We start from the raw sequence: 24114 nt of genomic DNA, 5'->3' as shown, positions 1-24114 counted from the left end.
GCGATCATCGCGGCCACCGTCACCTACTGGTGCAATTGAGTCCGGACCCTAGGACCATGAGCGTCGAAGGCTCGGGAGGTCCTTTTCCTTTCCCCGACCCGCCGCCGGATCCAGCGGGCTGGTCAGCTGAAGCCGCCGCGCGTTTGGCGGGATGAAGATGTTCTGGAACGCGAAAGGCTGCCGGTGATGGGTGTAGGAGCGCACCTCTAACACCAGGCCGAACGGATCCTTTTCGAGCTTCAGAAGCTTGCAGATCGCTGCCGGAAAGCGGGAGGCGTAGACTCGCTGGTCGACCGCGAAGGTCGGCGTGTTGAAGCGCGAGGCCAGGACGGCGCGGATCACGACCCGATGGAGCTCCTGCATCGGGAGGTCGAGGATCGCGGCGAACCGGTCGGCGTCGATATAGAACTCGCTCAGGCAGTCGAATTCCTGCGCGACGTTGATCCGCCGCCGGATCCGGATGAAACGTTCGGCGCCGGCGAGCAGCTTCGACCATGGGCCGGACGCTTTGATCACGCGCCGGTCGATCGCCTCCGCATAGACCGGCGCGATCGCGTCGTCGCCGTCGCCGATGAAACGGAAATGCAGCAGCCGGTCGGCCTGACTGGCGTCGCCCGCCACGAAGGTGCCGTGGCCGTGCAGGCGCGCCAAGACCCCTTCACGCGCCAGCGCTCCCAAGGCCTTCTGCGCGGTGCCGAGGCTCAGGCCGCTCGCCCGCGCCAGCTCCATCTCGGGCGGCAGCTTGTCGCCCGGCGCCCATGCGCCGTCCGCGAGCAGGCCGAGGATCGCCGCCCGCAGCCTGACGTGGCGGGGCTCCCCGGCGTGGGCCGGGTCGTCCACGCGCCGCTTCAACTCGGCGAGCGCCTCGCCGCCCCGTGGATCGCTGCGCGCGGCGTTCAACAAGTCGGCTCCGCTGCAGAGGACATCAGTCTTCAATAGACGACGGCCGGCGCTGCGCAAGCGCGCCGACCGCGGCTGGCCTATTGTTCGCCCGAGGCCTCGATCAGCGGCGTCCATTTCGCGATCTCCGCGGCCACGAAGCCGCGCAGCGCCTCCGGCGTGCGCTGCTCGGGCGGCGGGACGTCGTTGCCGAGCTCCTTCATGCGTTTCTGAATGTCCTCGTCGCGGAACGCCGCCTCGAGCGCCCCGACGATCTTGTCCACGACCGGCCGCGGCGTGTCCTTCGGGAGGAACAGCGCCGACCATGCGAGGGTGACGAAGCCCGGCACGCCAGCCTCGGCTGAGGTCGGGACGTCGGGAAGGATCTCGACGCGCTTCGGGGCCGCGACCGCGAGCGCCCTGACCGAACCGTTCCTGACATGCGGCGCGCCGCTCACGACCTGGTCGAACATCATCTCGATCTGGCCGGCGATGACGTCCGTCATGGCCTGGCTCAGGCCGCGATAGGCGATGTGGCTGAGCCCCGCGCCCGTCTGCTGATTGAACGAGATGCCGGCGAGATGGCCGATGGAGCCTTTCCCGGCCGTGCCGTATCCGACCTCTCCGGGATGCGCCTTCGCATACTCGACCAGCTCCTTGAGCGTTTTGACCGGAAGGTCCTTCTTCACCACCACCATCATCGGCGTCGTGCCGACGAGCATCACCGGCTCGAAGTCCTTGACGGGGTCGTAGGCCAGGTTCTTGTAGATCCCGACGGACGCCGCGTGGCTTCCGAGATTGCCCATGACCATCGTGTAGCCGTTGGGCGCGGCGCGGGCGACCTGCGCGCTGCCGATCGTGCCGCCCGCCCCGCCGGGATTCTCGACCAGCACCTGCTGGCCGAGCGTCTTGCCCATATGCTGGGCGAGGACGCGCGCGAGCACGTCGGTCGGGCCGCCGGCCGCGAAGGGCACGACGATGGTGATGGGCCGGTTGGGATAGTCGTCCTTCGCCGCCGCCGGCGTCAGGCCGGCCAGCAGCGCGAGCAGCGCGACGGTTAAGCCTTTGATCGATCGCATCAGGTTCTCCCCCCTTGCGCCCGCCGCCTTCTGGGAGCGGCTGGGCGACTTTGATCGGTTAAAAACTATATAGCTATCTAGCTTATGGACAAGGCCGCCGAGCCGGCTTGCGGGCCGTCAATAATCTATATAGCTATATAGGAATAATTCAAAACGGCTCGCCGCCGCCCCGAGGGCAGACGCTCGACAGGCCGTCAGACGATTTGGAGGACCCATGAGGCTCGACGAGGAGACCGAGGCGATGCTCGCCGGCTCGCAGGGGCCGGTCCGGCGCTGGGCGGCCGAGCATCAGGTCGTAGTGGGGCGCTTCTTCGACGCCGAAGACCTCGTGCCCGTCGGCCAGGCCCACATCATGGCCGACACCGAGGCGACCGGGCCGACCGGCGTCGCCTTCATGGAGGAGCTCGCGCGCGCCCCGCTCGCCGAGCGGCGGGTGCGGATCCCCACCATCACGGACCCGCGCGGCGTCGATTTCAAGGCTTATGAGCGGCTGAAGCAGACCGAGGAGATGGTCGGCCTCGAGGCGCGCCTCATCAAGGCCTTCGAGGCGCTCGGCGTGATGATGACCAACACCTGCATCAACTACCAGACCATCCTGCCGCCCGTGAAAGGCGAGCATCTCGCCTTCGGCGACACCGGCGTGGTGATCTATTCGAACTCGGTGCTCGGCGCCCGCAGCAATTTCGAGGGCGGCCCCTCGGCGCTCGCAGCCGCGCTCACCGGCAAGACGCCCCGCTACGGCTACCACCTCGACCGGCATCGCGTCGGCACGCTGCATTTCGAGCTCAAGCGCCGGCCGCGGGACCTCAGCGAGTGGGGGGCGCTCGGCGGCATTGTCGGGCGGCGGACCGACGGCTACTGGCGCGTGCCGGTGATCACCGGGCTCGACCGCGCGCCGAACTCCGACGAGCTGAAGCATTTCGGCGCGGCCGCCGCGAGCTTCGGCTCGGTCGCCCTGTTCCATATGCCCGGCGTCACGCCCGAGGCGCCCGACCTCGCGAGCGCCTTCGGCGGCCGTCCGGCGCCGAAGGCCGAGGCGATCACGGATGCCGATTTCGAGGCCTTCTACGAGACCTACGCCGCAAGGGGCGACAAGGTCGACGTCGTGGTGTTCTCGGCGCCGCAGCTCTCGCTGCTCGAGATGGAGATGGTCGCGGGACTGGTCGACGGCCGCGCGGTGCACCCCGAGACGACGCTGATCGCCATCACCTCGCCCGAGATCAAGGGCGCGGCCGACCGCATGGGCTTCACCCACCGGATCGAGGCGTCAGGCGGGATCGTGCTCGAAGGCGTCTGCTTCTACCAGAGCTATGCGCGCGAGATGGCGGAGGCGAACGGCTGGAGCCGGCTGCTCACCAACTCCGCCAAGCTCGTCAACATCATCGGCGGCTATGGCTACAAGCCGACGCTCGCGTCCATGGAGCGCTGCGTCGACTGCGCGGTCGCCGGGAGGATCCTCTGATGCCGATCGTTCTGCGCTGCCATCCGGGCATCGGCCCGGCCGTCGAGGGCGAGGCGCTCGTCGCCGAGGATAATTTCAGCGCTCGCTACGACCTCGACCGCAAGCAGGGCGTCTTCTCGCGCCCCGCGCACAAGCTTCACGGCCAGAGCTACCGGGACCGCATCCTGGTGCTGAACACCGCCAAGGGCGGCGTCGCCTCGGCCTGGATGCTGCGCGAGATGAAGCAGTCGGGCGTCACGCCGCTCGCCTTTCTGTTCAACTCGGTCAACACGATCCTGGCCCAGGGCGCGGCCTTCGGAGAGGTCACGATGGTCGACCGCTTCGACTGCCCCGACGTCACCAGGGAGGTCCGCACCGGCGACAGGCTGCGGGTCGATCCGGCCGCCGGCGAGGTGACGATCCTGAATCGCGACTGACGCCGCGAGGCGTCCGAGACTTCAGCGGTGTCCGGAACGGTACCGCGCGATGCGGTCGTGGAGCCCGTCGGGTTCGAGCGAGCGGACGAGCTCCGCCATGTCGGCGTCGCGCGTGTCCGGAATGGTGAGGCCCAGGACTCGGGCCGCCGCCCCCTCGGAGAGGCCGCGATGCGCCTCAAGCAGCCGGGCCGCCGTCGCGTCGAACTCCGAGCGGTCGACGAGATGGGTGAGCAGTCCGAGCTCGAGCGCCTCCTCGGCTCCCACGGTGCGGTTCTCGAGCAGGATCGAGCGGGCGGCGTCGGGGCCGACGGTCACGGCGAGCCGGCGCGTGCCGAGCGCGACGCCGAAGCGAAAGCCCGGAAAGCGGAACTTCGCTTCCGGCGATCCGATGCGATAGGCGCAGATCGAGGCGAGATCCGCGCCCGCGCCGAAGGCCGCGCCGCCGACGAAGGCGAAGCTCGCGGTTGGCGCATGAGCGACGGCCTGTAGCAGCGCCTCGATCCTGACGAAACGCAGCAGCAGATCGCCCTGGCTCTGCTCGTCGACGCCGGTGAAGTCGAACCCGCCACAGAACACGCGCCCGTCGCTCCCGAAACCGAAGGGCGCGCCGGCCTGAGCCGCCTCCGCGACCGCCTGCGCGAGCGCCTCAACGGTCTCGGCGTCGAGCGCGTTCGCCTTGGCCGGCCGGTCGATCGCGATCGTGCGCAGCCCTTCCGGGCCGTCGAGCCGGACCCTTACAGGGCCTTCGCGAAGCGCGGTTCCGTCCATTCGCTGATGACCTCGTCATTGTGCTCGCCGAGCTTAGGCGGCGTCCGCGTGATCTCGAAGGCGTAATCCGACATCGCGATCGGGAAGCCGACGGTTTCCGCCGTCGCGCCGTTCGGCATCGTGACGTTCCGCACCCAGCCGGCCTGCCGCACATGCGGGTCGGCAAGGATCTCGGCGAAGTCGTTGATCGGCGCGCAGGGCACGCCCTTGGCGTCGAGCTCGGTGAGCCATTCCTCGGCGGTGCGGGTCGCGAAGATCGGCTGCAGGATCTCGGCGAGCGCGTCCTGGTTCCTGGCGCGCAGGCCTTGCGTTTTGAAGCGCGGGTCGTCCGGAAGGTCGGGACGGCCGACGATCGCGCAGGTGTCCCGCCAGAGCTTGTCGTTGCCGGCCGCGATCGTGAACGGTTTGTCGGACGCCTGGAAGCCCGCATAGGGGGCGTTGCGCGGATGCGCCGATCCGAGGCGACGAGGCGGCTTGCCGGTGCCGAAATATTCGCTCGTCTGGAGCGCCGAGATCCCGAGCAGCGAGCCGAGGATCGAGCAGTCGACATGCGCGCCCTTGCCGGTCTGGCGCGCCCGCATGACGGCCGCGAGGATCACGTAGCCTGCATAGAGCCCGGTCGCGAAATCTCCGACCGGCACGCCGCATTTCACGGGCGGGCGACCCTCCTCGCCGGTCACGCTCATCAGACCGCTCATCGCCTGCGCGGTGACGTCGAACGCGCCCTTGAGCGCATAAGGCCCGGTCTGGCCGTAGCCCGTGATCGAGCAATAGACCAGCCGCGGATTGCGCGCCTTCAGCTGGTCGTAGCCGAGGCCCGCGCGCTTCAGCGCCCCGGGGCGGAAGTTCTCGATGAAGACGTCGGCGTTCGCGACCAGTTCGTAGAGCCTCGCGAGATCGGCCTCGTCCTTGATGTCGAGCGCGACGGACCGCTTGTTGCGGTTGAGCGAGGTGAAGTTGCCGCTGTAGACGTCCTCCTCCCCGCCCTCGCCCGGATGCAGCGGCGGCCAGCCGCGCATGCCGTCTCCGCCGTCGGGCCGCTCGATCTTCACGACGTCGGCGCCGAGGTCGGCTAGCAGCATCCCGGTGAAGGGGCCGGCGGCGATCTGCGCGAATTCGAGCACCCGAAGGCCTTCGAGGGGCTTCGCCATCATGGGTGCGCTCACGCCGCCAGCCTTTCCTGCTCGAGGGCCGCATAGGCGCCGCGATGATAGAGCAGCGGTTCGCCGCCGTGGATATGCACCTTGTCGACCTGTCCGATGATGATCGTGTGGTCGCCGCCCGGGCAGATCTCCGCGAGGCGGCATTCCGCGGCCGCCAGCACGCCGTCGAGCACCGGGCTGCCGGTCTCGCCGATCCGGTAGGAGGCCTCCGTGAACTTGTCCTCTCGCTTCGAGGCGAAGATCTTCGAGACCTCGGTCTGCCCCTTGGAGAGGAAGTGGAGGCAGAAATGTCCGCTCGCCAGCAGCGTGCCGAGCGTGTTCGACTTGTGGTCGAGGCAGATCAGAAAGAGCGGCGGGTCGAGCGATAGCGACGTCACCGCGTTGATCGTGACGCCCGCGAGGTCGCCCTCGGGGCTGCGGCTGGTGACGACCGCGACGCCTGTCGCGAAATGGCCCGCGAAGGCGCGGAGATCCGTCGAGGTGATCGGGGCGGCGGCTGACATCAGGACGTCCTCCGGAACGGCGGGCTCGCTGGCCCGGGCATGGCATTGGCGCGGGACTTGTCGCCCGGCTTGACCATGACCCTACTCGTCGAGAAATTCGATTGAAAACAAGACTTTTCGATCTGGTTGGTTCGAAAAAGACGATTATTGGGCATTGCCGGCGTCACGCGTGTGGCGTCGCGGGTTTGAGCGCCGCATAGGCGCCGCGATGGTAGAGCAGAGGCTCGCCGCCATTCGCCCGGATGGCCTCGACCGCGCCGAGCACGATCGTGTGGTCGCCGCCGGGGCAGACCTCGGTCACGCGGCACTCGGCGGCCGCGAGTACGCCGCCGAGAAGCGGGACGCCGTTCGCGCTGATCTCGTGGTCGACAGCCGCGAACTTGTCCGTGACCTTGGAGGCGAAGACCTGCGAGAGCCGGGCCTGATCCCTGGCGAGGAAGTGCAGGCCGAAGCGCCGGCTTTCGAGCACGGAGCCGAGCGTGTTCGAGCGGTGGTCGAGGCAGACGAGGAACAGCGGCGGGTCGAGCGACAGCGACGAGACCGCGTTGATCGTGACGCCGCAGAGCGTCCCGTCGGGGCTCCGGGAGGTGACGACCGCGACGCCGGTCGCGAAATGGCCGGCGAAGGTCCTCAATTCGTCGGGGCTGACGGGTCTGGACTCGGCGCGGAGCCCGGCCGCCTCGACGCCGGGCTCCGCCAACTCGGCGTCGCTCATCCGTCTCACGCGGCCGCGGCGAGCGGCCCGTCGAGCCTGAGGCCCGCTTGGCGCATCAACGGCAGGACGCGCTCGCCGAAGAAGGCGAGGTCCGGGATGAAATCGTAGAAATTGACCTGCATGCCGTCGCAGCCCGCGGCCCGCAGCCGCCTGAAGCCGTCGACGACCTGTTCGGGCGTGCCGACGATGTGGACGTTGCCGCCGATCGTCCACTGCTCCTTAGTCGCCGCCTTCCACGAGGTCTGATCGCCGCCGGTGAAGGTCTGGTAGAAGTTCTGCGCCGCGACCGGGTCGGCCCCGCGCAGGATGGCGTCGTATTGCGCCCGCGCCTCGGCTTCCGTCTCGCGGCAGATCACGTGCGGGTTGATCAGGATGCGGATGTCGCGTCCCATCTCCTTCGCCGCCTGCTTGATCTTGGCGGTGTGCGCGGGCAGCGCCTCGCAGGCCTTGTCGAGATCGGCGCCGGCCGGGCTCGTCACGAAGATCAGGTCCGAATGCTTGACCGCATAGGCGAGGCCCGCGCCGGACGACGAGGCGTTGACCAGGATGCATTTGCCGCCGGCGGGTTTCGGCGCCACGAAGGCGTTCTTCAGCTTCCAGAAGCGGCCGTCCATCGTGAGGTTCTCGTCCTCCGACCAAAGCCGCTTCATGATTGTCACGAACTCATCGGCCATGACGTAGCGCTGATCGTGCTCGATCTGCTCGAGCCCGAACATCTCAAACTCGCTCTTCTTGTAGCCCGTGACCATGTTGAGGCCCCAGCGCCCGCCGCTCATCTCGGAGATAGTCGCGCCGAACTTGGCGAGGTGGAGCGGGTGCCAGCCGTAGAGGATGTGCACCGTCGACACGAGCAGGATGCGCTTGGTCAGGGCCGCGAGGCCGGCTGTCACGAGCAGCGGGTCGGTGGCGTTCTCGCGGAACCGCATCTCGCCGCCATAGCCGCCCTTGCCCATCCACTGGGCGAGGCCGAAGACGAGGTCGAAGCCGAGATTCTCGGCCATCACCGTGCACTTCGCGTTGTAGTCGAAGGTCCAGTCGGTCGAGCGCGGCGCCGTCGAGGGACTCCAGGCGCCGGACTGGATCGGCAGGAACAGCCCGAGCATCATCGGCTGGGCCTTGACCGCGTCGAGCGGGGACAGGCCGGGCTTCGTCCGTTGGGCTTGATCCGACATGATGGCTTTCCCTGTGACGTTGGGACGGGCTGGCCCAGGAAGGCTTCCGCCGCTGCTTTCCGGTCGATGCGAGGGCGCCCCCCGCGTCTTTCAGGACGCTAAGCGTCGATAAACTCGATTGAAAACGAGACTTTCCGATCGAGAGCCTTCGATAAATTCGATGGGCGGCTCACTCGGGATTTTGCGGACCGGCGCCGAGGACGCCGGCCCGCAGGCCTGAGGACGGACGCGCCGTCGCTCAGCTCGAAGCCGCCGGGACCGGCTTCGGGGTCGCAGCGCCGAGACCTTTCTCGGTTTCGCCGCGCGCCCAACCCTCGTTCGTCGCGTAGTCGCTGCGCGATCGGTCCTTCAGGAAGTACGCCGAGGTCAAGCTGATCGCCGCTATCACCGCGAGGTATACGCTGATCGCCGTCGACGAACCGTAGGTGTGCAGCAGATAAGCGCAGATCAGCGGCGCCGGCCCGCCCGAGGTGAGCGAGGCGAGATGGTAACCGATCGAGGAGCCCGAGTAGCGGACGCTCGGCGGGAAGCTCTCGGTCGTGAAGGCCGCGAGCGGCGCCCATTGCATGTCGTGGATCGGGATCGAGATCACGATCGCAAGCACGACCAACGCCGGGATCTTGCTGTCGAGCATCCAGAAATACGGGAAGGCGAAGGCCAGCATCGTGGCCGCGCCGATCATGTACATCCGCTTGCGGCCGATCTTGTCGGACGCCCAGCCAAAGAACGGGTTGGCGAACAGCGAGAACGCGCAGGCGACGAGAACGCAGTTGAACAGGAACTGCTTCTCGAAGCCGAGGGTCTTGGTGCCGTAGGACAAGAGGAACGTCGTGAAGATCACGAAGGGCGCCTGCTGGCCGGTGCGGATCAGACAGGTGAGCAGGATCTGCCTCCAGTAGCCGCGTATGGCGTCCATGACCGGCGCCTGCGCGACCTTGTTCTCCTGCTGCAGTTTCTGGAACACCGGTGTCTCGAGCACGCCGAGGCGGATGTACAGGCCGACGGCGATCAGCACGGCGCTGATCAGGAAGGGAATGCGCCAGCCGATGCTCTCGAACCAGGCGGCGTCGCCGAACTGGGCGGTCAGGGTCAGTGCGCCGACGGCCATCAGCATGCCGAGCGGCGAGCCGAACTGCGGCCAGCTCGCGGCGAAGCCGCGGCTCTTGTTGAACTTCGACCATTCGGTCGCGACCGCGACCGCGCCGCCCCACTCGCCGCCAACGCCGATGCCCTGGAAGACGCGCAGCACGACGAGGCCGACCGCGCCCCAGATGCCGATGCTCTCATAGGTCGGCAGCAGGCCGATCAGCACGGTGCTGACGCCCATGAGCATGAGCGTGACGACCAGCGTCGTCTTGCGGCCGATCCGGTCGCCGTAATGGCCGAATATCAGCGCGCCGAGCGGACGCGCCACGAAGCCGACGAACATCGTCGAGAACGACAGCAGCGTCGCCGAATAAGGGTCGCTCCCCGGAAAGTAGAGCTTGCCGAACACCAGCGCGGCGGCCAGCCCATAGAGATAGAAGTCGTACCATTCGATCATCGTGCCGACGGTCGACGCGATGACGGCGCGTTTGGCGTGGCGCGCGTTGTCGGCGTCGGCGGCGCTTGCCGTCCCCACACGAGTGGCCATGAAGTCCTCCTAGCGTCCCAGCGGGGACCGTCGTTTCCACACCCGGCCGCACGGACTTCCGAAGGCGCCGCTCGATGGTCGCGCTGACGAGGCGCGGACCGCGGACGCACGGACGCACGCCGTCACGCGATGCGGGACAGGGCGGGCGTTCCGATGCTCGCTGGAAGCACGGGCGATCTTCTTGTCGCGATCAGGTCCTTCGGCGCCTGATCTTCGGAGAGCCTATGGTCCAAAAATTTCGATTGAAATCGATAATTTTCGATCATTAGGCTTCGGGAACTTCGATCGAACCCACAGGCGCCGATGAATTTCCGACAGCTGCAGACCTTCGTGGAGATCGTCCGGCTCGGCAGCTTCGCGGCCGCGGCCAACAAGCTGAACGCGACGCAGTCGACGATCTCCGCGCGCATCCAGGAGCTCGAGCAGGATCTCGGCGTCGCGCTGTTCGACCGCAGCCAGCGCAAGGCGACCGTCACCGCGAAGGGCCGCGAACTGCTCGGCTATGCGGAGCGCGCGCTCGCGCTGCAGGAGGAGATCCGCCAGCAGATCGCGCCGTCCGAAGGGCTTTCGGGGCTGGTCCGGGTCGGCGTCGCCGAGCTCGTCGCGATGACCTGGCTGCCGAAGCTCGTGTCGACGCTGCGCGAGCGCTATCCGAAGATCATGCTCGAGCTCGACATCGCGCTCACAAGCCCGCTGAGGTCGCGACTGGTCTCGGGCGACCTCGACATCGCGCTGATTCCCGGGCCGGCCTTCGACGTCGGGCTGACCGCCCGTCCGGTGGGAGCGGTCCAGTTCCGGTGGATGGCGGGGCGGGACTTCGTCGCCCCCGACAGGCCGCTCGTCGCGGCCGACTTCTCGACGATCCGCATCCTGTCGCTCGGCGAGAACTCGATCCATTTCGAGACCGTCTCGGCCTGGCTCGCCGAGAGCGGCTCGACGCAGCGCCCGGACCTCTGCAACAGCATGACGGTGCTCGCCATGCTGACGGCGACCGGCGTCGGCGTCAGCCTGCTGCCGCCGACCTGCTACGAGACGGAGATCGCCGCGGGCGAGCTCAAGGTCCTGGAGTCCAGTCCCGTGCCCGCCGCGATGCCGTTCTCGGTGGTGTGCAAGGGCCGCAGGACGACGGCGCTGCAGGACGCGGTCGCGGATATCGCCATCGAGGTCAGCAGCTTCGGCCGGGACGGTCGATAGGACCGGGGGAGGGCGGGGCCATTCGCCGGGCTCGTCGCCATGCGCTCACCGCCGGCCGAGCGCGCCGATGAGGTAGGCCCCGCCGATCAGCGAGGCGAACAGGCCAAGCGGCAGCTGGTATGGGAAGATCACCGTACGGGCGAGCAGGTCCGCCGTGGTCATCAGCGCTGCGCCGGCGAGAACCGCGCCGAGGACGTGAGGGCCGAGCCGCGCCAGGCCCGCGGCCCGGACGGCGTGCGGCGCGACGAGGCCGACGAAGCTCAGCGGACCGGCGATCAGCGCCGCGGCGCCGGTGAGCGAGGCGGCCAGAGCCGTCAGCGCGATCCGCGACGCGGCGAGGTTCATGCCGAGCGACCGGGCGGTCGGCGCGCCGAGCGGCAAGGCCTCGAGCCAGCGGAGCAGCAGGATGATCGGCGCGACGAGGATGACGGCCGCGACCGAGGCGGCGACGGCCTGCGCCGGACCGACCGCGTCGGTCGCGCCGGTGATCCACGCGAGCATCGCGAATGCGCCGCGCGATCCGGTCGCGACGACCGCGTTGAGCGCCGCGAGGCAGAGCGCCGAGATCCCGGCGCCCGCGAGCAGCATCCGCTCCGGCCCCAGCCGCCCGCCGCCCGCGATCGCGAGCATCACGGCGAGCGCCGCGAAGGCGCCGAGCGCGGCGCCCGCCATCTGCAGCGACAGGGGGGCGGCGCCGACCGACAGCGTGACGATCGCAAGTCCGACGCCCGCGCCTGCGCCCACGCCCAGCACCTCGGGTCCCGCGAGCGGATTGCCGGTCATGCGCTGCAGGATGACGCCCGCCGCCGCGAGCATGGCGCCGGCCGCAGCGGCCGCCGCCGCGCGGGGAGCGCGGAACGGCAGCAGTTCGGCGAACTCGCGCCCGGTCGCGATCCGCCACCCGGACGCGTCCTTCCCGACGAGGAGCGAGGCCGCGACCGCGAGGATCGCAAGCAAGGCGAGGGCCGCCAGCACGACCCGAGGATCGCGCCGCCGCGGCGAGGCCGTCGCGGCCGGGCGATCGGCGAGGTAAAGCCGCGGGAGCAGCCAGAGCAGCAGCGGCGCGCCGAGGAAGGCGGTCGCGGCCCCGGTCGGCACGGTCTCGCCCGAGCCGACATGCTGGACGATCCCGTCGGTCAGCCAGAGCAGGACGGCGCCGGTCGCGGGCGCCGCGGCAAGCACGTGGCGCGGAGCGCGGGCGCCGGCGAGGCGCGCCAAGGTCGGCGCTGCGAGCCCCACAAAGGCGATCAGCCCGACCTCCGCGGCGACCGTGGTGGCGAGCAGGACGCCGACGCCGAGCGCCGCGATCCGGATCGCTGGCGCCGGCGCGCCGAGGCTCCGTGCGGTCGCTTCGCCCGTGGCGAGCGTCGCAAGCGGCCTCGATAGCGCGAACGCCGCGACGCCGCCGAAGGCGAGCGCGGCGGCGATCGCGAGGCTCGCCCGCCAGCCCTCCTGCGTGAGCGACCCGCCGCCCCAGATCAGCAGCGCGAAGAGGTACTCCCCCCGCGCGAGGATGAGCGCCGCGGTGAGCGAGCTCGCGACCATCGCTGCCACCATGCCGCACAGCACGACAGTGACCGGATCGAGCTTGCGCCGCCAGCCAAGCGCGAGCACCAGCGCGGTCGCGCCTGCGCCGCCCGCAAAGGCCGCGCCCTCGCGCCCGAACGGCCCGAGCTCGGGGGCGAGGACGGCGGCTATCCCGAGCGCGAGCTGCGCGCCAGCGAACACGCCGAGCGTCGAGGGCTCGGCCAGCGGGTTGTCGAGCGCCTGCTGCAGCAGCGCCCCCGACAGGCCGAGCGCGGCGCCGGCGAGCAGCGCCACGGCGCTGCGCGGCAGCATGCTATAGGCGAGCAGCGCGTGGTCGATTCCGGTCGCGCCGGGACCGAGCCGCGCGAGGATCTCGTCGAGCGACAGCGCGGCCGCGGCGGCCGCGAGCGCGAGCCAGAGGAGCCAGGGCGCCGCCCGCGGTCGTCGAACGGCTTCAGCCATCCGCGAGCGGCTGAAGAGCTTCGGAGGCCAGTCGGGCGAAGCGTCTCGCGGCCGGCAGCGCGCCGTAGGGGTTGACCGGCTCGAGGTCGATGAAGCGTCCCTTCGCGATCGGCGGCATGGCGCGCCACAGTGGGCTCGCGCGCATCTCGGCGAGCGCCGAGGGGGAGGTCGGGCCGACATTGACCACGATCGCCTCGGTCATGCCGGCGAGCGCCTCGACCCCGACCGTCGGATAGGCCCCGAAGCGCGTCGGCTCCGCCCAGGCGAGGCCGAGCCTGAGCCGCCGCGCGACGTCGCCGAACATGCTGTCGGCGCCGAACGCCCGGAAATGCCGCGCGTCGGCGAGATTCATGACGAGGACCGGCCGTCCCGCGAGGGGGAGCAGCCTGGCGCGCGCCGCATCCAGCTCGGCGTCGGCCTCCGCCACCACGCGCGACGCCTCGTCGGACAGGCCGATCCGTTCGCCGAGCGCGCGGGTGGCGGCTGCCGCGAGGTCATAGGGCGGCCGCCCGGGCTCATAGATCGAGAAGCTCGCGACGGGCGCGATGCGCGACAGGACGTGGGCGCGGTTCTCATACCAGGGCGAACTCAGGATGAGATCCGGCCGAGAGGCATAAAGCTGTTCGTAGCTCAGAGCGCCGCGCAGGCCGAGATCGGCGACGGCCTCGGGGACGAAGGGCTCGACGGCGGTCTTCCTGAACAGCAGCAGTTCGGTCGCGGCGACCGGCGCGACGCCGAGCGCGAGGGCCGTCTCCAGCATCGCCCAGTCGATCGCGGCGAGCCGCGGCGCGGTCTGCGCCGCCGCCGCGCGCGACAGGCCGAGAGACGCGAAAGCCGCGCCCGCTGCGAGGAGGGCGCGGCGGGTCGTCCGGCAGATGTCGCGGGCGGGGGAGGCGTCTCCCGCCCGCATGTCGATCACCACGTATAGTTCGCCTTCACGAGCGCCCTGCGGGCCTCGCCATAGGAGCAGACGTTGATGCCCTGGCAGCCTGAGACGAAGCGCTTGTCGAACAGGTTCGTCACGTTGAGGCTGATCTTGTAGTTGTCCCACTGGTAGCGCACGGCGACGTCGAACAGGGTGGCGGAGGGAACCGTCACGGTGTTCGGGTCCTGCGTCGCTTCCGACTTGCCGACATAGCGTACGCCGCCGCCAAGGCTCAGTCCCTTCAGTCCGCCTTGGGTGAAGGTGTAGTCGAGGAAGGCCGAAGCGATGACCTCCGGCACGAGATAGGGCTGCTGGCCCTTGAGCGACAAGGGCAAGCCAGTGAGCGGATCTAGCCGGGCGCTGTCGCCCTTCAGGATCTCCAGGTCGTAAGCCGTGAAGGCGCCGAGGAGCTTCCAGTTCTCGGAGAGGTTCGCCTGCGCCTCGAATTCGACGCCGCGCGAGCGGACCTCGCCGATCTGGGTCTGGGCGTTGAACGGTCCCGAGAGATAATTCTTCTTCTTGAGGTCGAACACAGACGCGCTGAAGATTGCCGGGAAGGCGGTCGGCGACCACTTCACGCCCGCCTCATACTGCAGGCCGGTTTCGGGCTTGTAGGACTCGATCCCGTTAGGGGTGTTGTTGAAGCCGACGAGCGGATTGAAGGTGGTGGCGATGCTCACATACGGCACGACGCCGTTTTCGAACTCGTAGCCGAGGCCGGCGCGGCCGCTGAACTTGCCCTCGTTCCGCTCGACCTTGCCAAGAAACTTGGAATCGCCATCGAGCCACATCCGGTCGTAGCGGCCGTTCAGCGTGGCGATCCAGCCGCCGCCGAAGCGCGCCTGGTCCTGGATGAAGACGCCGGCCTGATGCAGCTTCGACGTCTCGTCGAGATAGGGGATCGGCGCCGGCTGCGGCTGGTTGAGATCAGGGTGGTGGATGTCCACCGACGTGCCGGTGCTCGAGGCCTGCACCTCGTCGATGTAGTACATCTTGTAGTCGACGCCGAGCAGCAGAGTGTGGTCGATCCCGCCGGTCGAGAACTTGCCCACGAGGTTGTTGTCGGTGGTGAAGCTGAACGTTTCTGTGTCGTGGGCGAAGTTGATGCGCGCAAGCTGCGTGTTGCCGGCGCTCGGCCTGGCCGCGAAGCCATAACCGAAGGGATAGAGCAGCGCTTCCTCGAGATGGCTGTAGGCGAATCGCGCCTTCGTGTTCACCGTCCACACGTCGTCGATGTCGTGGTTGAGCTCGTAGCCCACCATGAACTGCCGACGGTCATGGTCGTCGATGTCGGGATCCGAGAAATTCGTCTTCCGGCTGATGCGGCCAAGGTCGATGGAGCCGTCGTCGGAGGTCGCGCGTTTCACCGTGCCGTAATAGGGCAGGAAGTCGCTGGAGCCGTGGTTCTGGTCGGCGTGCGTGTAGTTGGCGTAGACCGTGACGTCGGTGCCCGCGTCCGGCTGATAGGTCGCCGCGCCCTGGATGACGCCGCGGATGCCGTCCTCATGCTTGGCGTAGCCGTCGCCGCCTTCCAGCTTGCCGGTGACGCGGTATTTCCAGACGGGCGGCAGCGGATCGCCCTTGGTGACGAGATCGTTCGCGATGACCTTGTTGACGTCGAAGGCCGCGAACGCCGTCGGATAGTTGTCGATCCCAACTTCGATCTGATTGAAGTCGGCGTCCAGCGGGCGCTTCGACACGTAATTGATGATGCCGCCGATATTGCCGCCGCCGTAGAGCGATGCGGACGCGCCGCGCAGCACTTCGACGCGTTCGAGCAGCCAGGAGTCCTGGAAGAAGTTGCCGAAGGCGAAGGAGTAGAGCTGCATCCCGTCGCGATAGACGCCGGTCTGCGTCGCGTCGAAGCCGCGGATGAAGAACCAGTTGGTGTCGGCGTCTTCGCCGAAGGGCTGCGAGAAGACGCCGGCCGAATAGCGCACCGCCTCGTCGGTCTTCTGGGCGCCGAGGTCGTCCATCTGCTGGCGCCCGACGACGCCCACCGACTGCGGGATCAGCACCACCGGCGTGTCGGTCTTCGTGCCCGTCGTGGTGGCGGCAGGAACATGGCCCTGGACCGGAGCGACGCCCGACCCGTCGAACGCTATTGCGCCGCCGCCTCTCCCCTGAACCTCGATCGCTTCGAGCGCGGTCACTGCATCCGCTTGCTGCGCCGCAGCGTGCGGCGCCCGCGCCATGACGCCCAGCGCAACGCCTGCGAGAAGCGCCGCATTCAACTTCGACAGGTAGATCACGCTACGTCCCCGACTCCCGATCGTCCGTAAAACGCCAAGACAACCATCCAGGTTAGAATAGATATAATCTAATCTGATCCGCTGAATCTTGACGGGCTTGATGGGGTCACTAAGACTTCAATGCAGTGCTTGGGTCTTGTCGATTTTTGGCTCGACAATACTCGTCAGGCCGTGTGTGCCTTACGCGCATCATGCGGCGAGGTTGCAGCGCAACAAGGAGCGCGTCCGGTGTCGTCATTCCGGCCCAGAATGGAGGCGCGGCGCAGCGGCATCGAGGTCCTGGGCGAGCCGCTCTCGCACGCCTCCGAGATCGGCCTGGTCGAGATCTGGCGGGCGCGCTGCGCGGCCGGCGCGAATGGCGACTACGTCTCGCGCGACCCACGCCTGTTCATCGTCCTCGACCCGCTCGACGCCGAGATGGCGCTCGACGGCGGACCGTCGGGCGGCCGCGCGGCTTCGAGGACGCGCTCGGCGAGTTTCGTCCCGGCGGGCGCGCCCCTCCATATGAGCCTGGCCGACGCGACCGAGATCCGGCACCTCGACATCCATTTCGACGCCGATCGACTTGGACCGGTCGACGGTCTCGACGAAGCCAGAGCGGCGACGCCCCGCCTGATGTTCGCCGACGGGCGGGTCCAGCGTTTCGCCCGGCTGCTGGAGACGGCGTTCGGCGGAAGCAGGGTCGGCCTCTACCGGGACGGGCTGGTCGCGGCACTCATCGCCGCGGTGTTTGCGCCGTCCAACGCCGCCGGGCGCCGCAGCGCCCTTTCGGACGCGCAGCTGAGGCTCGCCATCGAGTTCATCGAGGACAATTGCGCCGAGACCGTCAGGCTGCACGATCTCGCGGCGCTGACGGGCCTGTCCGAGACCTATTTCAGCCACGCCTTCAAGGCCGCCAGCGGCATGCCGCCGCATCGCTGGCAGCTCCAGGCGCGGGTGCGCCGCGCCAAGGAGTTGTTGGCGCGGAGCGCGGTCCCGCTGATCGAGATCGCGGGCGCGGTCGGATTTTCCGACCAGCCGCATTTCACCCGGGTCTTCCGCGAACTCGCGGGCCGCACCCCGGCGGCCTGGAGAGCGCAGTCGCGATGAGGCGATCGGCCCTCCGCCGCCTCAGTCGGCGAAGGCGAGGGGGGCGCCGGTGACCGGATGCTTCAGCACTTCCATCGCGACGCCGTAGATCGAGCGAAGCTGGTCCTTCGCGACGATGTCCTGGGGCGCGCCGCGCGCGATCATGCGGCCGCTCTTGAGCGCGACCATGTCGTCGCAGAAGCGCGCCGCCATGTTGACGTCGTGCAGCACCACGATGACGCCGAGACCGTTCCTCTGCGACAGCCGCCTGACGAGCGCCAGCACCTCCAGCTGGTGAGCGATGTCGAGCGCCGAGGTCGGCTCGTCGAGCAGCAGCCAGCGCGCTTGCTGCGCCAGCAGCATCGCGATCCAGACCCGCTGCCGTTCGCCGCCTGACAATTCCTCGAGCATCCGGTCGCCGAAGACCTCGACATCGGCGAGCGTCAGCGCTTCCGCGACGGCCTCGGCGTCCGCAGCGGTGAAACGGCCGAGCGCGCCGTGCCACGGATAGCGTCCGAGCGCGACCAGCTCCCTGACCTTCATGCCCGCCGCCGCAGGTGGCTGCTGCGGCAGATAGGCCACCTCGCGGGCGAGGTCGCGGGCCCGCCAGCGTTCGACCGGCCGTCCGCCATAGAGCACGGCCCCTCCGGTCGCAGCCTGCTGGCGCGCGAGAAGCTTCAGCAGCGTCGACTTGCCGGAGCCGTTGTGGCCGATGAGGCCGGTCACCGCGCCGGGCGAAAAACGCGCCGAGAGCGGTTGAAGCAGCGTGCGGCCGGCGATCGCGAAGGACGCGTTGGCAAGCTCGTAGCCGGCGTCGGGTTGTTCGGCGGTCATCGGCTCGCGCGCGTCCTCTTCCGGTCTTGCGGTTCGACGCGAAGCCATAGTCCGACGGCGAACGCGTCCGCAATCCGGCTGGACGACGTCCGTCCGCCATGCGAGCAGGACCCATGCTGAAGCGCTTCCTCGTCTATTACCGGCCGCACCGGGGGCTTTTCCTCCTCGATTTCGGCTGCGCGGTGCTGTCGGGCCTGCTCGAGCTCGGCTTTCCGATCGCCGTGAAGGTGTTCGTCGACACGCTGCTGCCGACCCAGCAATGGGACGTCATTCTGCTCGCGTCGCTCGGCCTGCTCCTCGTCTATGTCGCGAACACCGGGCTGATGGCGGTGGTCACCTATTGGGGCCACATGCTCGGGATCAACATCGAGACCGAGATGCGCCGCAAGGCGTTCGACCATCTGCAGAAGCTCTCCTTCGGCTATTTCGACAACCAGAAGACCGGCCATCTCGTTGGTCGGCTGACCAAGGATCTCGAGGAGATCGGCGAGGTCGCGCATCACGGTCCCGAAGACCTGTTCATCGCGGTGATGACGCTGATCGGCGCCTTCGCGCTGATGTTCACGGTCAATGTCGAACTCGCGCTCGTCACTGCGGCGGTCGTTCCGCTGACAGCATGGCTCCCCAGCCGCTATGGCGGCCGCATGACGCGCAACTGGCAGGACCTCTACCGCCGCGTCGGCGACTTCAACGCCCGGATCGAGGAGAATGTCGGCGGCATCCGCGTCGTGCAGGCCTTCGCCAACGAGGACCACGAGCGCGCCTTGTTCGCCGCGGACAACGCGCGCTATCGCGCCACCAAGCTGATGGCCTACCGGATCATGGCCGCCTCGACCTCGCTCAGCTACATGAGCATGCGGCTGATCCAGCTCCTGGTGATGATCGCGGGCAGCTATTTCGTGATCGCCGGCCAGCTCAGCCATGGCGGCTTCGTCGCGTTCCTGCTGCTGATCGGCGTGTTCTTCCGGCCGGTCGAGAAGATCAACGCGGTGATCGAGACCTATCCGAAGGGCGTCGCGGGCTTCCGCCGCTACCTCGAATTCCTCGACACGCGGCCCGACATCGTCGACCGGCCCGGGGCGCGGGAGGTCGAGGGCCTGAAGGGCGAGATCGCCTATCAGGGCGTCGACTTCGCCTATGTCGAGGGCCGCCCGGTGCTGCGCGGCCTCGACCTGAGGATCAAGGCCAGCGAGACCGTCGCGTTCGTCGGCCCGTCGGGCTCGGGCAAGACCACGATCTGCGCGCTGCTGCCGCGCTTCTACGAGGTCGACGCCGGGCGCATCACGATCGACGGGATCGACATCCGCGACCTGACGCTCGACTCGCTGCGGCGCCAGGTCGGGGTCGTGCAGCAGGACGTGTTCCTGTTCGCCGGGACGATCCGCGAGAACATCGCCTATGGAAGGCTCGACGCGAGCGAGGCCGAAGTCGCCGAGGCCGCGCGTCGCGCGCGGCTCGACGACATGATCGCGGCGCTGCCCGACGGGCTCGACACGATCGTGGGCGAGCGCGGGGTGAAGCTTTCCGGCGGCCAGAAGCAACGCCTGTCGATCGCGCGAATGTTTCTCAAGGATCCCGCCATCCTGATCCTCGACGAGGCGACCTCGGCGCTCGACACCGAGACCGAGCGGGCCATCCAGGGCGCGCTCGCCGAGCTCGCCCGCGGCCGCACCACGCTGGTCATCGCCCACCGGCTGGCGACGATCCGCAACGCCGACCGGATCGTGGTGGTGGACGGCTCCGGCGTCGCCGAACAGGGCAGCCACCGCGACCTCGTCGCCGCCGCGGGCCGCTACCGGACCCTCCACGACGCGCAGTTTTCCTAGGGCAGGGCGCGTCCGCGACGAGGCGCGGGGAAGGCGCTGATCGATGACCCGCGCGCTGGCGTGAGGATCGCGAAAGGCGGCTCGACGCGTTTCGCTCGATCGGCTTCAATGCCCGGCGAGCCCTCGGATCACCACGAAGAAACCGGTCGCGGCCACGGTCGCGAGTGAGACCGCGCGATAGCGGCGGCCATCGATCCGGGAGAACAGCGTTCCGCCAAGCGACTGACCCGCGAACAGGCCCGGAGCGTAGAGCGCGGCCAAAATGAGGCTTTGAAGCGTGACGACGCCATTCGCGAGACCGAGCGCGAAGGTCGCGCAGCCGAGCATGAAGAACACCAGCGAAAGCGTCGCGCGGCATCGTCTCGCCGCCCAGTCGGACGCGAGCAGCAGGACGATCACCGGCGGCCCCGCCATGGCCACGGCCCCCATCAGGAAGCCGCTCATAGCGCCGGACCCGAGCAGCTCGTGAGTCCGCGGACCGCGGCCGAGGCGGAAGCCGAAGGACAGGAGGACGGTCGAAAGGATGACGACGACGCCGACGACAAGACGCATCGTCTCGGCGGGCAGGGCGGAGACAAGCCAGAGGCCGGGCAGTATGGCGGGCAGCCCGCCGAGACAGGCGAGCGAGGCGGCGCGAAGGTCGGTGTCAGGCCAGTCCGACGCAGCGGTTTGAATTCCGGCCGGGATCTGCAGCGCGAGGACTATGGGGACGGCGAGAGCCGGCGGCAGTACGAGCGCGAGCAATGGCGTCGCCACAATGGCGAACCCAAAGCCCGTCAGTCCGCGGAAAAAGGAAGCGATCGCGACAAACAGGCCGCCGGCCGCCGCTAATTCCCACGGGATCGTCACGGCCGTCAGGGCTTTCCGATCGCGACATGCGCAGCGAACCCCGGCCTGCCGGCAAGCCTCGCGTGATACCGCGCGACGCGATCGTCCGCCTTTGGCTCTGCGACGAGGGCATAGTAGCGGTGCAGCATCACGCCGAGGGCGACGTCGGCGGCGGTGACGTCGGCGCCCAGCAGCGGGCCGTCGGACGGCAGCGACCGGCCGAGCACCGCGAGCTGCTTGTGGACGTCGTCGAGAGCCGCGGCGGTCCTCGCCGCGTCACGACGATCCTCATTCAACCGGACCAACTGGATGAAGACGGTCTGAAGCGGCGGATTGAGCGCGCCGAGCTGCCAGTCCATCCATTCGCCGATCGCCGCGCGCTCCGCCGGATCGCGCCCCGAAAAGACCGTCGGCCCGGAGCGCTCGCCGAGATAGCGCAGGATCGTGTTGGACTCCCAGACGACGGTCTCGCCATCGATCAGGGTCGGAACCAGGCCATTCGGATTGAGCGACAGATAGTCTTCCGTGTCGGTCCCCCCGAAGGGGCCGCCCCGGTCCTCGCGCTCCGCCGTGAGGCCGAGCTCGGCAAGGCCCCACAGCGCCTTGCGAACGTTCAGCGAGTCGGCCCGTCCCAGCAGCTTCATCGTCATCTCCATCATCCCGAGGCGATCCCGATCCGCGCGTCATGCGACCGCGAGAACGATCTTGCCTCGCGTCTCCCGCGCCTCGAGCATTCGGTGGGCTCGCGCTGCGGCTTCGAGCGGCAGCGCCTCCTGGATGACGGGATCGAGCCTGCCTGCTTCGACGGCCGCGAACAGGTCTCGCGCGCGCCCGCGGATCTCGTCCGAGTCGGCCATGTAGTCGGCGAGGTGCGGCCGGGTGAAGAAGACCGACCCGGCCTCGGCGAGCTCGATCGGCTCGATCGATGGCACGATCCCAGAACTCGCCCCGAACAGAACACAGAGCCCGCGACGCCTGACGCACCGGATGCTCCTGTGGATCGTGTCCTTGCCGACGGAGTCGTAGGCTACATGGACGCACGAACCGCCGGTGATCTCCCTCACGCGCGCCTGAAAATCCTCCTCGCGATAGAGGATGCAGTGATCCGCGCCGCGCGCCGTCGCGATCTTCGCCTTCTCGGGGGAGCCGACCGTCGCGATCACCGTCGCGCCCCGGAGCTTCGCGAGCTGAATCAGGATCTGCCCGACGCCGCCGGCGCCGGCGTGAACGAGGCAGACGTCGCCCGGGCGGAGCCGATAGGCCGAATGCGTCAGGTAATGAGCGGTCGAGCCCTGGAGCATCAGCGCCGCGGCCTGCTCGAAGCTCACCGATTCGGGCACCGGAACGAGCCGCCAGGCCGGGACGACGGCGTACTCCGCGTAGGAGCCGCGCGACAGGCAGTAGGCCACGCGCGCGCCGGAGGCCCAGTCGGAGACGCCGTCGCCGACGGCTTCGACGACGCCCGCGCCCTCCATGCCGATCGTCATGGGGAGCGGCGTCCGGTAGGTGTCGGATCGCGCATAGACCCCGCTGCGCATATACACGTCTATGAAATTGACGCCTGCTCGCGAGACGCGGACCAGCGCCTCTCCCGGTCCCGGACGGGGCGCCTCGGTCTCCGTCAGCGTGAGCGCATCCGCGCCGCCGAAGGCCGCGATCTGGACGGCTCTCATGCTGCGTCCCTCAACGTCTCATTCCAATCCACCATCGGCCGTCCTCCTGCTTGAGCTCGAAGATCTCGAGCGGCAGCTCCGCGACGCCCAGCGGCTCGCCCGTCGTCACGTCCCACTGCCAGAAGTGCAGCGGGCAGGTCAGCACGGAGCCGTCGAGCATGCCCTCGGCGAGCGGCGTGTCCTGATGCGGGCAGTCGGCGCAGGAGGCGTGGAGGCCCGTCTCGGTGCGCATCACCAGGACAAGCTTGCCGCTTGCGAGGCTGAGCTCTCTGCGGTCGCCGACCTCGAGATCGTCGACGTCGTCGAGCGGCTCCCAGGCGAAATCATCCGAAGCGGTCAAACCGGATCTCCGCCGGGCTGACCTTGCCCTCCACCACCAGCATGCGCATCGTCGCGTCCACCATCGGGGGCGGGCCGGCGACGAAGCAGATCGGCCGATCGGCCGAGATCGAGCTGAGCCCCGACCGGACGACGTCGTGCACGTACCCCGTCGTGAATTCGAGGTCGGGAAAGATCGCCTCGAACTCCGGGTCCGGCGCCTCGTCGGAGAACGCGACCGTCGTGCGGAACAGGCCGCCGGACAGCCGAACGAACTCGGACAGCCGGTCGAGCAGGTAGCTGCCCTCCATGCTGCGCAGGCCAAACACCAGCCGTGACGGGTGACGGTCGAAATGGCCCCGCGCCAGCGCCGCCTCGACGATCGAAAGCATGCCCGCGACCCCGGACCCGCCGGCGATCGCGACGAAGGGCCTGTCATCCTCAGGTCGAAGCGCTGCACGGCCGAGCGGGCCGAACACTTCGACCTCGCGCCCCTCGAGGGCGTTCGAGAACAGACGCGGCGTCAATTTCCCCGGCCCGCTCAGTCGTGCGAGGAAATCGAGACGAGGCTCGGTCGACGGATTGCCGGTCATGGAATAGGCCCGCGGCCCCTCGACCCCGGGCGCCGAGATCAGCGCGAACTGTCCCGGCAGGTGCTCGACCGGCTCGTCGAGCTCGACGGAAAAGGTCCCGATCTCCGCGGTGAAGCGGCGGAACGAGGACAGCCGGCCGCTGAGAGAGCGGCACTCCGGCTCGCGACGGTCACGGAACGCCGTCGGAAGCTTGAGCGAAAGCGCGCCGCCGGCGGCCGCGCTCTGGCACATCAGGATTTCGCCAGGACGGCGGCAAACCCGGCGGCCCGGCGCGTCGGCCCACAGGCTCCCGACGTCGCCCTCCGTCACCGTCGCCCTGCAGCTTCCGCAGGTGCCGGTCGCGCATTCGTAAGGCAGGCCAAGGCCGGCGGCCAATCCGGCGTGCAGCAGACGCTCGCCGGGCCGCGCGGCGAAGCGGGTGCGCCCGCCGGCCCGATCCTCGACCGTGACCTCGATCATGTGACGACCACGACCTCGTCGCCGTCCACCTCGACCTCATACATCCTGAGCCGCAACGTGAGAGACTCGGAGTCCGGCGTGGTCGGCAGGCCGTCGCGCAGCGAGAACTCGAAGCCGTGCCACGGGCAGCGGAGGATTTCGCCTTCGCAGCCATAGGTGAGCTCGTTCGGCGTGTCCGAGCCGGTCGTGCCCGACACGCAGCCGAAGCGCAGCGCCGCGCCCTGATGGGGGCAACGGCCCCCGACCGCACGGATCTCGCCGGAGGGCAGCCGCGACAGCACGATCGGCGAGCGGCCGACCTTGACCTCGGTCAGGGCGCCGACCGCGACGTCGGCGACCTTGCACACGGAATGACGCGCCACGGC

23 protein-coding genes are annotated in these 24114 nt (G+C 68.8%); 5 read left to right on the top strand and 18 right to left on the bottom strand.

The features are described 5' to 3' along the window. Window positions 1–48: 48 nt before the first annotated feature. The gene (locus EK403_RS16415; protein WP_164919640.1) at window positions 49–900 is read right to left on the bottom strand and encodes a GntR family transcriptional regulator; all 852 of its coding nucleotides are present in this window, start codon (window positions 898–900) and stop codon (window positions 49–51) included. 80 nt (window positions 901–980) lie between these two features. Further along, entirely contained in the window at window positions 981–1958 is a 978-nt protein-coding gene (locus tag EK403_RS16410) for a Bug family tripartite tricarboxylate transporter substrate binding protein (protein ID WP_128778547.1), read from the bottom strand. A gap of 214 nt (window positions 1959–2172) precedes the next feature. Between EK403_RS16410 and EK403_RS16405 the strand changes: the two genes are divergently transcribed. Continuing rightward, complete coding sequence (locus tag EK403_RS16405; RefSeq protein WP_128778546.1) at window positions 2173–3420, top strand: aconitase X; 1248 nt, start codon at window positions 2173–2175, stop codon at window positions 3418–3420. Next, window positions 3420–3836 (top strand): aconitase X swivel domain-containing protein, encoded by a 417-nt coding sequence (locus tag EK403_RS16400; protein WP_128778545.1) that lies wholly within the window; start codon window positions 3420–3422, stop codon window positions 3834–3836. The genes EK403_RS16405 and EK403_RS16400 overlap by 1 nt, the downstream gene beginning before the upstream one ends. Window positions 3837–3857: 21 nt before the next feature. Here the strand turns inward: EK403_RS16400 and EK403_RS16395 are convergent, their stop codons facing one another. The 6 genes from EK403_RS16395 to EK403_RS16370 form a co-directional block, all read right to left on the bottom strand. Then, window positions 3858–4604 (bottom strand): enoyl-CoA hydratase/isomerase family protein, encoded by a 747-nt coding sequence (locus tag EK403_RS16395; RefSeq protein WP_128778544.1) that lies wholly within the window; start codon window positions 4602–4604, stop codon window positions 3858–3860. After that, window positions 4571–5758: a CaiB/BaiF CoA transferase family protein gene (locus EK403_RS16390; protein WP_245479746.1), complete on the bottom strand. Its 1188-nt coding sequence runs from the start codon at window positions 5756–5758 to the stop codon at window positions 4571–4573. Before EK403_RS16390 ends, EK403_RS16395 begins: the two co-directional genes overlap by 34 nt. Before the next feature lie 8 nt (window positions 5759–5766). Beyond that, the gene (locus tag EK403_RS16385) at window positions 5767–6270 is read right to left on the bottom strand and encodes a flavin reductase family protein (RefSeq protein ID WP_128778543.1); all 504 of its coding nucleotides are present in this window, start codon (window positions 6268–6270) and stop codon (window positions 5767–5769) included. A 163-nt stretch (window positions 6271–6433) separates the two neighbouring features. Further along, on the bottom strand, window positions 6434–6985 hold the full coding sequence (locus EK403_RS16380; RefSeq protein ID WP_128778542.1) for a flavin reductase family protein: 552 nt from the start codon (window positions 6983–6985) through the stop codon (window positions 6434–6436). A 5-nt stretch (window positions 6986–6990) separates the two neighbouring features. Then, window positions 6991–8157 carry an LLM class flavin-dependent oxidoreductase gene (locus tag EK403_RS16375; RefSeq protein WP_128778541.1) on the bottom strand — a complete coding sequence of 389 codons (1167 nt, stop codon included), beginning with the start codon at window positions 8155–8157 and terminating at the stop codon, window positions 6991–6993. Window positions 8158–8395: 238 nt separating this feature from the next. Next, a complete protein-coding gene (locus tag EK403_RS16370) occupies window positions 8396–9790 on the bottom strand; it encodes an MFS transporter (protein ID WP_128778540.1) in 1395 nt (464 codons plus the stop codon). A 303-nt stretch (window positions 9791–10093) separates the two neighbouring features. Between EK403_RS16370 and EK403_RS16365 the strand changes: the two genes are divergently transcribed. Continuing rightward, on the top strand, window positions 10094–10984 hold the full coding sequence (locus EK403_RS16365) for a LysR family transcriptional regulator (RefSeq protein ID WP_128778539.1): 891 nt from the start codon (window positions 10094–10096) through the stop codon (window positions 10982–10984). 45 nt (window positions 10985–11029) lie between these two features. Here the strand turns inward: EK403_RS16365 and fhuB are convergent, their stop codons facing one another. From fhuB to EK403_RS16350, 3 genes are read right to left on the bottom strand one after another with little or no spacing between them, the layout of a single operon-like run. After that, a complete protein-coding gene (fhuB, locus tag EK403_RS16360) occupies window positions 11030–12973 on the bottom strand; it encodes a Fe(3+)-hydroxamate ABC transporter permease FhuB (protein WP_128778538.1) in 1944 nt (647 codons plus the stop codon). Then, entirely contained in the window at window positions 12966–13883 is a 918-nt protein-coding gene (locus EK403_RS16355; RefSeq protein WP_128778559.1) for an ABC transporter substrate-binding protein, read from the bottom strand. The genes fhuB and EK403_RS16355 overlap by 8 nt, the downstream gene beginning before the upstream one ends. Window positions 13884–13888: 5 nt before the next feature. Continuing rightward, on the bottom strand, window positions 13889–16150 hold the full coding sequence (locus EK403_RS16350) for a TonB-dependent siderophore receptor (protein WP_245479744.1): 2262 nt from the start codon (window positions 16148–16150) through the stop codon (window positions 13889–13891). Between the two features lie 228 nt (window positions 16151–16378). On the opposite strand from EK403_RS16350, the gene EK403_RS16345 reads away from it, so the two are divergent. Further along, a complete protein-coding gene (locus EK403_RS16345) occupies window positions 16379–17239 on the top strand; it encodes a helix-turn-helix transcriptional regulator (RefSeq protein ID WP_164919639.1) in 861 nt (286 codons plus the stop codon). 21 nt (window positions 17240–17260) lie between these two features. Here EK403_RS16345 and EK403_RS16340 read toward each other — a convergent pair whose 3' ends face one another. Next, window positions 17261–18052, bottom strand: a complete 792-nt coding sequence (locus EK403_RS16340) for an ATP-binding cassette domain-containing protein (protein ID WP_128778536.1) — start codon at window positions 18050–18052, stop codon at window positions 17261–17263. 113 nt (window positions 18053–18165) lie between these two features. On the opposite strand from EK403_RS16340, the gene EK403_RS16335 reads away from it, so the two are divergent. Further along, window positions 18166–19878: an ABC transporter ATP-binding protein gene (locus EK403_RS16335; protein WP_128778535.1), complete on the top strand. Its 1713-nt coding sequence runs from the start codon at window positions 18166–18168 to the stop codon at window positions 19876–19878. Between the two features lie 105 nt (window positions 19879–19983). Here the strand turns inward: EK403_RS16335 and EK403_RS16330 are convergent, their stop codons facing one another. From EK403_RS16330 to EK403_RS16305, 6 genes are read right to left on the bottom strand one after another with little or no spacing between them, the layout of a single operon-like run. Continuing rightward, window positions 19984–20727 carry a sulfite exporter TauE/SafE family protein gene (locus EK403_RS16330; RefSeq protein ID WP_245479743.1) on the bottom strand — a complete coding sequence of 248 codons (744 nt, stop codon included), beginning with the start codon at window positions 20725–20727 and terminating at the stop codon, window positions 19984–19986. A gap of 5 nt (window positions 20728–20732) precedes the next feature. Then, window positions 20733–21365 carry a glutathione S-transferase family protein gene (locus tag EK403_RS16325; RefSeq protein WP_245479742.1) on the bottom strand — a complete coding sequence of 211 codons (633 nt, stop codon included), beginning with the start codon at window positions 21363–21365 and terminating at the stop codon, window positions 20733–20735. A gap of 24 nt (window positions 21366–21389) precedes the next feature. Beyond that, entirely contained in the window at window positions 21390–22379 is a 990-nt protein-coding gene (locus tag EK403_RS16320; RefSeq protein WP_128778534.1) for a quinone oxidoreductase family protein, read from the bottom strand. Window positions 22380–22389: 10 nt separating this feature from the next. After that, window positions 22390–22719, bottom strand: coding sequence for a Rieske (2Fe-2S) protein (locus EK403_RS16315; protein WP_128778533.1), 330 nt, complete (start codon window positions 22717–22719; stop codon window positions 22390–22392). After that, a complete protein-coding gene (locus EK403_RS16310) occupies window positions 22703–23749 on the bottom strand; it encodes a 2Fe-2S iron-sulfur cluster-binding protein (protein WP_128778532.1) in 1047 nt (348 codons plus the stop codon). Before EK403_RS16310 ends, EK403_RS16315 begins: the two co-directional genes overlap by 17 nt. Next, window positions 23746–24111 carry a Rieske (2Fe-2S) protein gene (locus EK403_RS16305; RefSeq protein ID WP_128778531.1) on the bottom strand — a complete coding sequence of 122 codons (366 nt, stop codon included), beginning with the start codon at window positions 24109–24111 and terminating at the stop codon, window positions 23746–23748. The genes EK403_RS16310 and EK403_RS16305 overlap by 4 nt, the downstream gene beginning before the upstream one ends. Window positions 24112–24114: the final 3 nt, after the last annotated feature.

Origin of the sequence: Hansschlegelia zhihuaiae, from assembly GCF_004103825.1 — a bacterium.
Classification (GTDB): Bacteria; Pseudomonadota; Alphaproteobacteria; order Rhizobiales; family Methylopilaceae; genus Methylopila; species Methylopila zhihuaiae.
The sequence above is the reverse complement of the archived record's forward strand: the minus strand, read 5'-3'. Positions and strand labels throughout refer to the sequence as shown.